We start from the raw sequence: 14799 nt of genomic DNA on the forward strand, positions 1-14799 counted from the left end.
TTCTTACCCTGCCTTGGCCACGAGTGCTGCAAAGGCACGCTCGTTCTGTAAGGTAGCCGCCTCCATCTCGTTGACAGCACTTGTCGCTTTCGCCCGGTTTTCAGCGATCAAACTGTTCATGTCCTTCTGGAGATGGACCAACGCTTCCCCGAGCAACTTGACAGGGTGCGCATTCAGAGACGGGCCGTAACCAACCTCGATGGCATCACGTATCTGAATGTTCCCTGTCTTGGCCAACGCTTCGATTGCTGCCTCGGTGCCCTGCTTCTGAGCGCGCATAACGTTGGTTGCGGCGGCAAGGCCGTTCGAAGCTGTGAAGGCTGCAGACAGTGCGGTTATCACTCCCTCCTGGGCTGAGAAGAACGAAACCATGCGCGAGTGGACACGTTCCTTGGTGACAGCAACCTGCTCAAGATGGGCCATGAGTACTTTGGTGGTGCTGTGGCCCGTCTTTTGGTCTTCCGCAATGTCTTTCGCGATTTGGTAGGCCTTGTCTTCAAGCTGATATGCCCGCAAGGCCGCCTGAGCAATTAGCTCAAGCTCAGCGATGGCCACCTCATCTGCACCGTTGCGCGCGGCATCGAGCTTGGCGTTAACCGACTCCAGCGCCACTCGCTTTTCTTCAAGAGCATTGGTAGCAATAACCAGCACTTGCTCGGCCATGACCTTCACCTGCAGCACTGCCATTTGGTAGTCCTGATAGGCCGAGCGGATGGCCTCCTCCCGCTCTATTTCCTTGTTCACCTTGGTGGTAGCGGTAATGAAGTTGGTACGAATGTTCTCGAAACGGTCAGGAATGCTGCCGCGGGATAGCTTCATGAACATCAGCTTCACGCGCTCCATCATGTCCAGCTTGCCGTCCGCAACCCACTCGGTCATCCGCACCGAGTCTTGGCGAATCGAGGTGAAGTCGTCAGTGATCGACTGGTAGATTGGACTGACATCGAGACCCCGCAACTGCTCACGTACTGTCTGATGGAAAGCTGATGATTGCTGGAGTGTGGAGGCGATTGCCACCACCTTCACTTCGTCGTAGTGCCTGATCTTCTCCAGCAGTTTCAGAACTGGCGTTGCTTCCACCTGGCCATTCACGTTGATGCCCAGCTGGGCCAGGGCGGTGACTGCGCGCTCGAGATAATTGATGGCTTGAGACATTCCAGAAGATCCTTTTTTGATGGGCCGGCTGGCCCCAGGTGATGTCCCAATATAACGACTCTGTGAAGAAGTTCACGCCAAAGCGGGTGCTTGAAATTCACAAGTTCGGGCATCGTTGCTCGGACTCAAGGTGAGCCCCCGAGTAGGATTTTGATCACTGAGGGTCATGTGGCCGGCGGGCTGAAGGCTTGCCAGTCAAACGGACATTCCCTAGTGAGGCCATGTCCGTTTGGCTCATACCTTGCGTGCACGGAACAGGCGGAGGAGTTTGGCGGGGAGCCATAGAGAGGTGATGCCCTGGATGAATCCCGAAAGTCTGCGTGGGTTAGGTTTTGGTTGAGTACTGTTGGCGCTCTGAAGTAAGCGGCTGCCCCGATCGGAGATCCTGTAGCGCTTGATCGTGCGTCGAGGCGTGGTCAGGTCAATTCCTTGCAACTGAGTGCCTACAATAAGGCCTTTGCGCTCAAGGACAATCGCTGCCTCCCTGATGAGTTGACTCGGATGAATCTCGAGCCAGGTTGAGCCTTGTCTCCAAAGCACCTTACCGTTCGTTTGCCATGACTGCTTGGAGAGCGACCTCAGCAAGCGGAACTCAGTCTTTGAGAGCGGAGGATTCTGTCTTTTCAAGGGAAAATTCTCACCAGTGTGGAGATCTCACTCTAATGTGGCTGGCTGACTATTCAAACCCAAACTGAGGCCATAGAAACAACCGTTGAGGCCCGGGCAATTGCCGGCAGTGAGGTCTGGGATTGCAGCCTAGTCATCTGCAGGGGCCGTCCCGGCATGTAGTTGATGTCGATTGCACTGAGGCTGGCGAAGTTGACCAGTCGACCGCCAGACAATTGTCCGGCGGCACTACCGCAGAATCAGCTGAAGTGCAGATTCGAGTGGCGAGTCAGCTGATTCAGCCGAGTTTCGAGGAACAAGCCGAGTACTATGAAAGCGCCGAGCAAAGGCCATATCAAGTCCGCTGCTTTTTCTGTGGCAACCGGATCGATCGGACTCACAAAGAGAGTGAGGATGAAAGCCGCATATAAGCACAGACTTTGCATCCAGGGTTTTGACTTGGCCGGGAATAGCCCAACCGCCACGAGGGTCACAACCAGGGCGCACTTCCAGGACAACGAGGTCAGGGTCTCCCCGGGCTCGAGCGGAAGGTATGCAACTAGCCCGACCCAGCCGACCGTGACAGACAGATAAAGCCAGGCTCTCAGTCGTTTGAGCTTAGCGATGCGTTGCTTCAACAGGCTTTGCATGTGGAGGTCCTTCGTTCGGTTGTACTGTTGGCAATGCGGCATGGTAAACCGAATTCGCAATTCCCTGAGCGTCTTTTGGTGTGGTGTTTTAACCGAATTGTTGCTGACGCTTCTTTGCTACCTGTAAGGCTTCAAGGCTGTTTCAAATTTAACAGGTTGTCAAAAGACCGGAGAGGCAGCGCCGGCGAGAGCATGTCCAACCGCTGCAGCGTCGGCAGTTGCAGGTGGGATAATGAATGTGCACGCCATGTTCAGCCCGGTTGCGCACGTCGTCATCGAGGTCTCCCGCGACTGGTTTGAATACCCTCTGAATGTTTCCACGAACCTTGCTCTCGCCAGCATCGTCTGCAAGAAAGCATCGATGGATGCAGCATTCAAATCAGGCATCATCCTTGTAACTGTCGTACGCTTTCGCCCATTCGTCTACATAGGGTTTGATGAGCGCCCATTCGGCCTCTCGCTCAGATTCCCTCGCTGATAAGGCCTCGAACACCGCTGTTGGCCATGCCATGAAGCTTACATCCATCATCGCATTGTTGAATGCGTAGATACCGGCGCAGGTGTTACGGTTGCCCCCGCCTGGATAAAGTGAATAACGGAACCTGTCACGCAGCTCAATCACTTGCGTAACACGCACCTGTGCAATGATCGCCAAAACAATCAGCACCCCTTGCGAAAGGTTGCTTGCATTTTTGCAGACACGGCGCAGGTAGGCTGGGCGCTGACCCTCGGTTTTGGATATCAGCTCCTGGATAATTTCAGCATTATTTTTTTCAAATTCGTGGTTGTCCTCAACTGAAAAGGACTCGTAGTTCTCTCGAAGGGCCTCCAGGTCAAATGACCTTTTAAGCAATTTGGCTAAGGACAGTGCGTCTTGCCAGGCAAATTGCCCATACGTAGACATATCCGCCTCACGCAGATCCTTTTTCTGCCGTTTCATAACCTAGTCACCCCAAATCTCAACCGATGATTTTGTGGCGACAATTTCACCACATGTTCGCCGCGCATTCGTAACAAACCCTCAAAGTGATGCTGGAGTTTATAACGGCCGCTTCTTGCGCCAAAGCTAAGACTTCGCCAGCAAGGACAGTTCAGCGCGACAGGCTTTAATCACCAGCGACAGTTTTAATTCTCCCAAGCCACCAATGCATTTAGTGAATAAAAGCTGTCGCAGCCAGGCCCTGCGTCATGCGGGCTGCAGCGCAAAAAGACAAACTCGCAAAACTGTCGCAACCACTTGGAATGCCATCTGGATGCGAAGATCTAGACAATAAAAACTGTCGCAGATCTGCGCGGCGTTGGGGTGGCCGGGTACCAGGTGTTGTTCACTGCGACGTGGCTATCGCACCGGTGGCCACGGCCGGCGCCGCGGCCACCGGTCGTGAACCCAACCGCTGCTGCGTCACCAGGTGCTGGTGGGATAATGAGCAAGCACCTCAACTTCAGCCCAGTTGCGCATGCCGTGACCGAGCTCTCCCGCGACAGGTTCAATCAATCTGCGACAGTTTTTATTCTCTAAAAACACCAACTGGACTTAGAGAATAAAAACTGTCGCAACATACGACTCGATCAATTGCTGCCACCCGGACGCGCCTCCTATCTGGAGTTGTCGGCTTGCGGCGGCACCTACGCGACTGGCTACCCGGTGCCGCTGTTGTGACAACCTTTATTCCTCGCGTACCCCGCCTCGTTCGCTTGTGACTACCTTTATTCTTTGCAAAGACGCCCTCGTTTTCGCTTGTGACAACCTTTATTACCGCGCATTTGGCCGAGCAGAAAGCCACTTGGATGCCGGCGCACGGCCGGGGCCAGACCGCTAAGGCTGTTGCCAACTATTAAAGGTTGTCACAACGGCCAGGCAGCGCAAAAAGACAAATTCGCAAAACTGTCGCACTCACTCGAAATGCCAGCTGGATGCGAAGATCTAGACAATAAAAACTGTCGCAGATCTGCGCGGCGTTGGGGTGGCCGGGTACCAGGCGTTGTTCACTGCGACGTCGCTATAGCACCGGTGGCCACGCCCGGCGCCGCGGCTGCCGGCCGTGAACCCCAACCCCAACCGCTGATCAGCCGCTGCAGCGTCACCAGGTGCTGGTGGGATAATGAGCAAGTACCTCAACTTCAGCCCGGTTGCGCATACCTTGACCGAGGCCTCCCGTGACAGGGTTGAATAACCTGCGACAGTTTTTATTCTCCAAAAGCACAAACGATTTAGAGAATAAAAACTGTCGCAACCACTACTGGATCTAGGCAGCTTCCAGCCAGCGTTGAAGGAACCGCAAAACTGTCGCAACACCGCAAATCGACGCTGACGGCTCATGTTCTAGACAATAAAAACTGTCGCAACATACGGCTCGATCAGTTGCTGCCACCCGGTAGCGCCGGTACCGGCTTGTCTACCGGCGGCACCTACACGACTGGGTACCCGGTGCCAGTGTTGTGACAACCTTTATTCTTTGCAAAGGCGCCCTCGTTTTCGCTTGTGACAATCTTTATTACCGCGCATTTGGCCTGGCAGAAAGCCACTTGGATGCCGGTGCACGGCCGGGGCCAGACCGCTCAGGTGGTTTCTATTTAATAAAGGTTGTCACAAACCCCCCCGGCCAAGTAGCGCCGTCGTGAGCATGCCAAGCCGCTGATCAGCTCGCGCGGCGTCCGCAGGGACAGGTTTGAATAACCTGCGACAGTTTTTATTCTCTAAAACCACAACATCTCCCCCGCTCATCCCTCAGATCTCCCGCAATTAATAACATCATGACATGCGCCGTGCTTCCCTGGGTCACACCGCATTCCTCCAGATACATCTCCACTGTCCACCTTTCCTTTAAAAGCGGCCTGCCCCGCCGGGTCGAGGTGCACGCCGCGTAGGAAAAGCTGGGGAAAAGCAGAAAGAAAAATGCCAGGCGAAAGCCTGGCAAAGGAAAGGAAGGAAAAGCGGTTGGACAGGATGGTGGGTGGGTGCAGGCCCCGCCGTGTAAGGGTTTCAGCGTTTAGGGGGTGTAGAGGGAGGCACCGTAGCAGTCCAGATCTACCCCTGTCATGATGTTATTAAATTGGCAGGTAGGCTTTGGGTGTGCGGGCGATTTTGTGCTTTGGGAGAATAAAAACTGTCGCAGGTTATTCAAATCTGTCGCGGGAGACCTCGATTACTACGTGCGCAACCGGGCTGAAGATGAGGTGCTCTATAATTATCCCACCTGTACCTGGTCACGCTGATCAAGCTGATCAGCGGTTGGGCATCCTCACGCCGGCAGTGGATGCTTCCGCCTCGGCGACGACATGCGCGGCAGGGTTACTGACCTGGGGCCTCCTCATTTTCCCACCGGTACCTGCCGACGCCGCAACAGCTGATCAGCGGTTAGGACTCATGGTCGGCAGTCGCGGCGCTGGGCGTACCTGCCTATGGCAACTGGTGCGATGGCCACGACCCAGTGAAGAACACCTGGTGCCCGGACGCCGCGCAGATCTGCGACAGCATTTATTGTCTAAATTCAGTTGGCTGTTTCTGGAGATTTAAAACTGTCGCAACCGCTGCCAGTAACGGGCGGTCCCTCCCTGTGTGGGTACCCGATACTAATGGGAGATTCTGCAAATAGCTGTGATCGACTACAACGATGGAGAATAGAGTGCTGAGCGGCGGGCTTGTGGGTGCAGATTTTTACTCGAGCAATTCAGCCAGGTTCACCGGTGTGTCTTTCGGTGTGTGGTACGGCTGAGGGGGTTGAGCGGGAGTGTCCCCTTAGTGCCGTTTGCCCCTAATCATTTGCTACCCAGGATCGAAGATCCATACTAAGCTTGATGACAGGTTTCAAGTATTTTACTAGCCGATGAGTAGATAATGCCTAAATTACAGAAAATGAGGACGAACTCAATTTACGGGCCGCTGCGTTATGCGGCAACACGACCTTTCGCCCAGCGATTGGGAACGGAATTTAACTTCCAAGCTGCAATAGGGAAAACTGAAAGGTTTAAATTCATCACTGAAATTCTGCATTCGTCGGTTCAGTCCTTCATTGCACAGCTCGGCGATCCTATCGGTCCAGGTCCTGCACAGGCAGAAATCACCAATGTTCAGACCTTCGGTTCCTTCATGAAAGGGGGAGCACTTATATTCGATTTGAGCGATCACGTTTCGACACTCCTGTCTACAGACGTAAGCACTGTACCGCTGTGGGCCATACCAACTATAGCTGAAAGCTTCTACATTCATTTTGGGCGTAATGATGGTCTAGAGCAGGAAAATGTTTCTATCGAAGGCGTGTTTGTTACGTGGTTCCAGGGCAAAGATGAACCGCAGAGACTTATTTTAGACTTTGTGAAGAAGGCGCAGTTTGGGCGTTTTGACTTCTGGCGCATCGAGGAAGGTGAACCGTGCTTTGGCTGTTCAATCGATACTTCTCGACCTGATGTAAGCGTAAAAGACGCCCTCGAACGATCAGTACATGAAATCGTTGAACATAATAAAGTAATGGAGGCTCAAATTGCGGAAGTAATTAAGCGCACGGAGGCTCTGCATGGAAAACCGGTCGTCTCCGTACCAACTCAAGTTAGTCAGTTGGAATCGCAGCTGCCTGTTCTCCGGCGCGGCTTGGCGTTGGTAGCCAATTCTCTGCTCTATTTGGGTGCTACTCGCGCAGGAGAAACGCATCAGTCGGCCCGAGATGGGGGTTCGAGTAACGCTCCTGGGTTCGCAGCCTCCGTTATGGTTTGTTGATGACAAATCATTCTCGCATTGCGTGCGACAGCTGTACCTTCCATCAAGGTGATGGTGTGCACGTTGGTCACGCACTGTTCCAAGCCGGGGTCATCGATGCGTTAGCATTCACTTGCGACTGCCGGCAGCCGCGGCGGACGAAACTGCCTATGGCCAGTCCAGGCCCCGAAGCGCCGCGCATCCGCGACAGTATTTTGGCTAAGGCATCAACCGCGGCGGCGAATTGGATCGGTGCAACGGTATCGGCGGATCCTACGCCGCGCTTAGACATGCTGCAGGCCAACCGGCCTGGATCTGGTAACGGGACCGTCATCCTATGTGCGTCTATTCTGTTCCAATGCCATTCAACACGGGGTAATCAAGATGCAGCACGCCATACGGAAAAGTAACGCCGGGCTTGTGCTCTGGGGAGATATTTACGAACTCAAAGCACTCTGGACTTTCATCCACCGTGTCATCGACGAAAGCGCCCTACTCAAAATTGAAGACCCACTACTGTCAGGGTTAGCCTATGAGGTTCGTCACGCACACGATGGCATGAGACACAGAGACACCAGGACGTGGTACGGCGACGACCCGACACCGATCTATGGATTCGACTGTATTTGGCCGAACATACTAATGCAGATGGGTTTATTGAGAGCTGGCTTGGCTTTCATGTCAACCGTAACGAGAAATGATCAAGCGGTTATGTATCAGCTGGAACATACCGTACTAGACGGCCTTGGTGCCATGCTCTCTGGATCAAGCGAGCATATTTACCAATCTGCGCTCATGGTTGCTCAAGGTGGTGGTAATAGCGTCAATGAAAAAATTCATAGTAGGACGAGCTACTTTCTGACACTGACTCCTGCCAAGAGAAAAAAGGAACTCGGCGCAATATTGGATACGCTTTGCCAATTCAATTCTCTCAACAACCCCCTTCGTTCTATGGTGTTCGAGCCATTTACTGAATGGTCTGAGTATCCCCATTTCAAATGGTGATACCCCCGCAAAAGACAGCGTTGTACGCCGTAGCCTGAATGCATCGAATGGGGCATTTAAGTACCGACAGTTTTAATTCTTTAAATCCAGGGCGGCACCGGTAGTGGGAGCTTTCGCCGCGGCATCAGATGCGCGGCCGGGGATAAAGGCCTAGTGTAAGCTCTGTCTCCCACCTGCCCCAGGGGCACTCCAGATTCAAAGCAGCAGAGATCCGCGTGGGTTTGCTTTCTCAAGGGTAGCGAACGGGGGCACACTGCCGTGCACGCTCCCTTTGATGCGCTGGGAAGTTGGCCCTCCCTCTCGCCGGTTATGCCTGCGCCGGCAGTCTGTGCCTTGGGCGCCCGCCGTGTTTCTGCTCGAGCGGCAACGGTTGCGCAAACCTGGGAAACGTCAATGACGGTCTCGCTCCCGCAGGGCTGGCTGCACACTTATATTTGTATCTCTGACTACACTCTTTCAGCTTCACCTGGAGAGTTAGCGCACAACAGCAGCTCATGCTCGGTATCGCTCAGAGAAAGTTTCATTCTTGGTCGCCGGCAGGAGACCTCGCAGCAATCAGCTCCTTTTACCGCGCATGAACACCCTCTTAGGAAGCGTCACGTCGTCGGAAGGAACCGAGGCCATCGAACAATGCAACCTATCGTCAGTTCAAGGACTGCTCCTCACATCTCGCGAGCAAGATGTCCTCGCTTGCATGTTGCAAGCCCTGGGCTGCAAGCAAACCGCGCGACAGCTCGGCATCGGAGAGCATACGGTTCGCAAACACCGGGGCAACCTGCTGCGAAAGTATGGTGCAAGCAATGCCGTTGAACTGGTTGCGCTCGTACTGGCGGCCACACCGCATATGGTTCCCTCCGCATCGGACCCGGTCTATTGGCGCTGGTGGCTCGGCTAACGGGCCGCGAGCTCACCGTCGCCAGGCTCGCCGCAAAAGGCTTGAGCAGTAAGCGTATCGCCCGCGAATTGGGCATTAGCGACTTGACCGTCCGAAAACACCGCGAAAACGTCCTAAGGAAAGTGGAGCTGTGCGACACGGCCCAGCTTGCCGTGTGCTGGCTGTTGATTGAGCGGGGGTTACAGGAGGGTGCATTTGGCCGCGCAGCCGATAGTGAAAGCGCCGCTGTCAATACGGCATCGGTGCCGTTGTAGGACTGGCACCGCCGTACGATGCTGCGCTGGCCTGCTCTCCCTGTCCCTTCGCTACCCGATCGAACAGAACATTTGGCAGGTGCGTACTCAACGAACCATTGATCGACAAGGAGTTCATCATGCCTCGTACCCTCTACGTTTCTGGAACAACAATCCGCAGCTGGCCACAAGTTCAAGTCTGGCAACGCAATCACGGGCAGTATGGCGACATCACCGCCCAGTGGAGCTGGTCGAACCAACCTCATCAGCACTATGAAGTACTGGCACTACACAACGGCTCCTGGTGGGTGCCGGTGTCAACAAACCCGCCACGCTCCTGGGGTGGGTCGACGCCCGTCACCGGTACCCAGCCAACCGGCCAACAGCCGGTGGACCCGGACCATGTGGAGTACCGTCCTACTGGGGGCGAATAGAGAAAACGGAAAAAATCGTACGCTAAGGTTTTCCGGGCAGCCTTAGCGGCCGAAACTTCCCGTCCTCCAGCCTGCGGCTCTGCCGCCAGACATAATCGCCGGTCAGATTGATGTGCTCCCACCCCAGCGGCGACAGGTATTGCAGCAGCTCACCATCCACCGACTTCCCCGCATCGCCCATCGCCTGGGTGGCGCGCTCCAAGTACACCGTGTTCCACAACACGATGGCGGCCGTCACCAGGTTGAGGCCACTGGCCCGGTAGCGCTGCTGCTCGAAGCTCCGATCCCTGATCTCGCCGAGGCGGTTGAAGAACACCGCCCTGGCCAGGGAGTTGCGGGCTTCGCCCTTGTTCAGTCCAGCATGCACGCGCCGGCGCAGCTCGACGCTTTGCAACCAATCGAGGATGAAAAGCGTGCGCTCGATCCGGCCCAGCTCGCGCAGGGCCACGGCCAGGCCGTTCTGGCGCGGATAGCTGCCGAGCTTGCGCAGCATCAGCGAGGCGGTGACCGTGCCCTGCTTGATCGAGCTGGCCAGGCGCAGGATGTCGTCCCAATGGGCGCGGACGTGCTTGATGTTCAGGGTGCCGCCAACCATTGGGCGCAATGTCGGGTAGTCCTGGACGCTATTCGGAACATACAGCTTGGTTTCTCCGAGGTCGCGGATGCGCGGTGCGAAGCGGAAGCCCAGCAGGTGCATCAGGGCGAAGACATGATCGGTGAAGCCAGCCGTGTCAGTGTAGTGCTCCTCGATCCGCAAGTCGGACTCGTGGTACAGCAGACCGTCGAGCACATAGGTAGAGTCGCGCACGCCGACATTCACCACGCGGGTGCTGAACGGTGCGTACTGGTCGGAGATGTGGGTGTAGAACAGCCGCCCCGGCTCGCTGCCGTACTTCGGGTTGACGTGGCCGGTGCTTTCGCCTCGACCACCCGCCCGGAAGCGCTGGCCATCGGAAGAAGAGGTCGTGCCGTCGCCCCAGTGAGCGGCGAAGGTATGACGGTACTGGTGGTTGACCAGCTCGGCCAGGGCCGCCGAGTAGGTTTCGTCTCGGATGTGCCAGGCTTGCAGCCAGGACAGCTTGGCGTAGGTCAGGCCGGGGCTCGACTCGGCCATCTTGGTCAGCCCGAGGTTGATTGCATCGCCCAGGATCGCTGACAGCAGCAATGTCCGGTCTTTGGCCTCGGCACCGTCCTTCAGGTGTGTGAAGTGGCGGCTGAAGCCCGTCCAGTCGTCCACGTCCATCAGCAGTTCGGTGATCTTGATGCGCGGCAGCAAATGGCTGGTCTGGTCGATCAGCGCCTGCGCGGTATTGGGCACCGCGGAATCCAGCGGGGTGATCTTCAGCCCGGACTCGGTGAGGATGGCATCGGGCAGCTCGTTGTCCTTGGCCAGGCGGGTGACGGTGGCCAGCTGCTCGTCCAGCAGCTGCAAGCGCTCTTCCAGGTACTGGTTGCTGTTCGGGTTGATCGCCAGGGGCAGAGCCTGCGCATGCTTGAGCGCGGCGAACCTCTCTGCCGGCAGCAGGTAGTCGTCGAAGTCGCGGAACTGCCGCGAGCCCTTGACCCAGATGTCACCGGAGCGCAGCGCGTTCTTCAGCTCGGACAGGGCGCAGATTTCGTAGAAGCGCCGGTCGAGGCCTTCCGGGGTTATCACTAGCGGCTTCCAGCGCGGCTTGATGAAGGCGGTGGGCGCATCGGCCGGCACCTTGCGCAGGTTGTAGGCGTTCATCTCGCTCAGGGTCTGCACGGCTGCCAGCACGCCTTGCGCAGCCGGGGCAGCGCGCAGTTCCAGCACCTCCAGCAAGGCCGGCGTGTAACGGCGCAGAGTGGCGAAGTTCTCGCCGACCAGGTGCAGATGGTCGAAGCCTTCCGGCCGGGCCAGCAGCTCGGCCTCGCTGACGCTCTCGGTGAACTCGTCCCAGGGAATCACCGCCTCAATGGCGGCATAGGGATCGCTACCGCTTTCCTTGGCTTCCAGCAGAGCCTGGCCGATCTTCGAGTACAGGCGCACCTTGTCGTTGATCGCCTTGCCCTGCTTCTGGAACTGCTGCTGATGCTTGTGCTTCGCGCTGCTGAACAGCTTGACCAGGATACGGTCGTGCAGATCGACCAACTCATCAATCACCGTCGCGGTGCTCTCCAGCACCACGGCGGCCAGGGTCGCGTAGCGTCGCTGCGGCTCGAACTTGCCGAGGTCTTTGGGCGTCATCTGCCCACCCTCGCGGGCCAGCTTGAGCAGGCGGTTCTGGTGGATGTGTCGGCCCAGGCCTTCGGGCAAGTCCACCAGCTGAAATGTCTTCAGCCGCTCGATGTGTTCGAGCATGTGGCGGGAGTTCGGTTTCAGCGGTGCCTGTCGCAGCCAGGTCAACCAGGTGATGCTGCTGCCGGCCTTGAGCTTCAACAGCTCGTCCAGCTTGGCCCGATGCGAGTCCGTGAGTGGTTCGACCAGGGCGCGGTAGACTCGGCGATTGGCCCGCGCAATGGCCTCCGAACAAGCTCGATCAATTACGCTCAACGCCGGCAGAATGCGCCGCTTCTGTCGCAGGCTCTCCAGGGCCTGACCGGCCAGCAGTAAGCCCTTGTCGGTCTGCTGGGCCAACTCGGTCAGCTCGCGCACCAGGGCGCGGAAGTCGGACAGGCCGAACGGGGCCAGTTGTAGGTAGGTGCGCAGTTCCTGGGCGTGCTCGCGGCGAGTCACGTCGCGTTCGCCGTACTTCAACCAACTCGCCGGGTCGGCCTGAACTTGCTTGGCCACCCACTGGATGACCGGCTCGGGCGGCTCGCTGTCGGTGCCCAACGCATAGCCGGGGTAGCGCAGCAGGCTGAGCTGCACCGCGAAGCCCAGGCGGTTGGCGTCGCCGCGCCGCTGGCGGATCAGCGACAGGTCGGAGTCGTTGAAGGTGTAGTAGCGGATCAGGTCATCCTGGCTTTCCGGCAACGCAAGCAAGGTGTCGCGCTCCGTAGCCGAGAGAATCGAGCGACGCGGCATGGTTCAGTCGTCCTTGCGAAGGTACTGATAGAGGGTTTCTCGGCTGATGCCGAACTCGCGGGCGAGCTGCGCCTTCGGCTCGCCCGCAGCGGCCCGCTGCCGCAGCGTGATGGCTTGCTCGTCGGAGAGGGCTTTCTTGCGGCCCCGGTAGGCACCGCGCTGCTTGGCCAGGGCGATGCCCTCGCGCTGCCGCTCGCGAATCAGGGCGCGCTCAAACTCGGCAAAGGCCCCCATGACCGACAGCATCAGGTTGGCCATCGGCGAGTCCTCGCCGGTGAACACCAGGCCTTCCTTCAAGAACTCGATGCGCACACCGCGCTGGGTCAGCTTCTGCACCAGGCGGCGCAAATCATCGAGGTTTCGTGCCAGGCGATCCATGCTGTGCACCACCACGGTGTCGCCTTCGCGAACGAAACCGAGCATGGCCTCCAGCTGGGGACGCTGGGTGTCCTTGCCCGAGGCTTTGTCGGTGAACAGCTTGCCGACCTCGACCTGTTCAAGTTGGCGTTCCGGGTTCTGGTCGAAGCTGCTGACCCGGACGTAACCGATGCGTTGTCCCTGCAAGATGCCTCCATGGGCTGGATGGGCGGCAGGGCTTGCGTTGGTTTTTGGTTCCATTGCGCCCGAAGCCTTGAATTTGTCAGGCTGAAATCTATGACCTTGGCAAGCATGTGTCAAAGAATGTGAAAGCGGACTCTATTCTGACGGCGTGATGCGCCTTGCCTGACATCCAGTTTGTCGTTTTCAGAAGACGGCTGCACTGAACGTCAGAAGCCGACTGCACTATAGCAGCGGAGGGGTTGGATCCATCAGGCAACGACGGGCTGCTGCCGGCCATCAGCGGACGCAGGGAGGACTTTCCGCAACCGGCCGTTCGATGCGGCACCGATGGCCTTCGCGCAGGGGTAGTGAATCCGCCAGGATTGACTTGCGCTGCCCTACCTCTCACTAGTGAGGGGCGGCAGCGCATCAAGCGGTGAGCGCACTCCGGCACCGCCAACTTTCAGCACATGCGTGTAAATCATCGTCGTAGAGACGTCGGAATGGCCGAGCAGATCCTGCACGGTTCGAATGTCGTAACCGCTGCGGAGCAAGGCCGTCGCGAACGAGTGGCGGAGGGTGTGCGGTGTGGCGGGCTTCGTGATGCCTGCTTGTTCTACGGCACGTTTGAAGGCGCGCTGAAAGGTCTGGTCATACATGTGATGGCGACGCACGACACCGCTCCGTGGATCGGTCGAATGCGTGTGCTGCGCAAAAACCCAGAACCACGGCCAGGAATGCCCGGCGCGCGGATACTTCCGCTCAAGGGCGTCGGGAAGCGCAACGCCGCTGCGGCCCTCGGCCTGGTCCTTCAGCCACCATGCCCGTGCACGCGACAGCTGCTCGCGCAGGCTGGGTGCCAAGCTCTCGGGTAACATCAAGGCCCGATCCTTGGAGCCCTTGCCCTCCCGCACGATGATCGTGCCGTGATCGAAATCCAGATCCTTGACCCGCAGTTGCAAACCCTCACTGATCCGCATGCCCGTTCCATACAGAAGCTGGGCGAACAAACGATGCTCGCCTTCCAGAAAACCGAGGATGCGAACCACTTCATCCGGGGTCAGCACCACCGGCAAGCGCCGCGACGGCCGAGGTCTTCCGATCTCCTGAAGCCAGGGCAGATCCGTGCACAGCACCTTGCCGTAGAAGAACAGCAAGGCCGCCAATGCCTGACGATGCGTGGAGACCGAAACCTTGCGCTCGTTCGCCAGCCAGGACAGAAATGCCTCGACTTCGCTGCTGCCCAAGGTTGCCGGGTGACGCACACCGTGGAAACGGATGAAGGCACGAACCCAGTGGACATAAGCCTGTTCGGTTGGTAAGCTGTAATGCAAGTAGCGTATGCGCTCACGCAACTGGTCCAGAACCTTGACCGAACGCAGCGGTGGTAACGGCGCAGTGGCGGTTTTCATGGCTTGTTATGACTGTTTTTTTGTACAGTCTATGCCTCGGGCATCCAAGCAGCAAGCGCGTTACGCCGTGGGTCGATGTTTGATGTTATGGAGCAGCAACGATGTTACGCAGCAGGGTGACGGTGTTCGGCATTCTGAATCTCACCGAGGACTCCTTCTTCGATGAGAGCCGGCGGCTAGACCCCGC

The 14799-nt window shown here is 57.4% G+C and carries 11 protein-coding genes; 5 read left to right on the forward strand and 6 right to left on the reverse strand.

Annotated features, from left to right (window positions below; translation table 11 throughout):
* Positions 1–3: 3 nt before the first annotated feature.
* From H8F21_RS16200 to H8F21_RS16210, 3 genes are all read right to left on the reverse strand, one after another.
* Positions 4–1155 carry a merozoite surface protein 3b gene (locus tag H8F21_RS16200; protein ID WP_203585014.1) on the reverse strand — a complete coding sequence of 384 codons (1152 nt, stop codon included), beginning with the start codon at positions 1153–1155 and terminating at the stop codon, positions 4–6.
* An 866-nt stretch (positions 1156–2021) separates the two neighbouring features.
* Positions 2022–2411 carry a hypothetical protein gene (locus H8F21_RS16205; RefSeq protein ID WP_203585015.1) on the reverse strand — a complete coding sequence of 130 codons (390 nt, stop codon included), beginning with the start codon at positions 2409–2411 and terminating at the stop codon, positions 2022–2024.
* A gap of 379 nt (positions 2412–2790) precedes the next feature.
* The gene (locus H8F21_RS16210) at positions 2791–3351 is read right to left on the reverse strand and encodes a hypothetical protein (protein WP_203585016.1); all 561 of its coding nucleotides are present in this window, start codon (positions 3349–3351) and stop codon (positions 2791–2793) included.
* 2898 nt (positions 3352–6249) lie between these two features.
* Here H8F21_RS16210 and H8F21_RS16215 point away from each other — a divergent pair.
* The 5 genes from H8F21_RS16215 to H8F21_RS16235 all read left to right on the forward strand — a co-directional run bounded on the left by H8F21_RS16215 (position 6250) and on the right by H8F21_RS16235 (position 9671).
* The gene (locus H8F21_RS16215) at positions 6250–7125 is read left to right on the forward strand and encodes a hypothetical protein (RefSeq protein WP_203585017.1); all 876 of its coding nucleotides are present in this window, start codon (positions 6250–6252) and stop codon (positions 7123–7125) included.
* Positions 7126–7488: 363 nt separating this feature from the next.
* A complete protein-coding gene (locus tag H8F21_RS16220) occupies positions 7489–8109 on the forward strand; it encodes a DUF6904 family protein (RefSeq protein WP_203585018.1) in 621 nt (206 codons plus the stop codon).
* Positions 8110–8683: 574 nt separating this feature from the next.
* The gene (locus H8F21_RS29785) at positions 8684–9004 is read left to right on the forward strand and encodes a response regulator transcription factor (protein ID WP_268963074.1); all 321 of its coding nucleotides are present in this window, start codon (positions 8684–8686) and stop codon (positions 9002–9004) included.
* Positions 8992–9258, forward strand: a complete 267-nt coding sequence (locus H8F21_RS29840; protein WP_328824498.1) for a response regulator transcription factor — start codon at positions 8992–8994, stop codon at positions 9256–9258. The genes H8F21_RS29785 and H8F21_RS29840 overlap by 13 nt, the downstream gene beginning before the upstream one ends.
* Positions 9259–9377: 119 nt before the next feature.
* Complete coding sequence (locus H8F21_RS16235) at positions 9378–9671, forward strand: hypothetical protein (protein ID WP_203585021.1); 294 nt, start codon at positions 9378–9380, stop codon at positions 9669–9671.
* A 22-nt stretch (positions 9672–9693) separates the two neighbouring features.
* Here the strand turns inward: H8F21_RS16235 and H8F21_RS16240 are convergent, their stop codons facing one another.
* The 3 genes from H8F21_RS16240 to intI1 form a co-directional block, all read right to left on the reverse strand.
* Complete coding sequence (locus H8F21_RS16240) at positions 9694–12660, reverse strand: Tn3 family transposase (protein WP_003090772.1); 2967 nt, start codon at positions 12658–12660, stop codon at positions 9694–9696.
* A gap of 3 nt (positions 12661–12663) precedes the next feature.
* Positions 12664–13224, reverse strand: a complete 561-nt coding sequence (locus H8F21_RS16245; RefSeq protein ID WP_003090771.1) for a recombinase family protein — start codon at positions 13222–13224, stop codon at positions 12664–12666.
* 374 nt (positions 13225–13598) lie between these two features.
* Positions 13599–14612 (reverse strand): class 1 integron integrase IntI1, encoded by a 1014-nt coding sequence (gene intI1 / locus H8F21_RS16250; RefSeq protein ID WP_000845039.1) that lies wholly within the window; start codon positions 14610–14612, stop codon positions 13599–13601.
* Positions 14613–14799: the final 187 nt, after the last annotated feature.

The sequence above is a fragment of the Pseudomonas arcuscaelestis genome (genome assembly GCF_016881005.1).
Lineage (GTDB): Bacteria > Pseudomonadota > Gammaproteobacteria > Pseudomonadales > Pseudomonadaceae > Aquipseudomonas > Aquipseudomonas arcuscaelestis.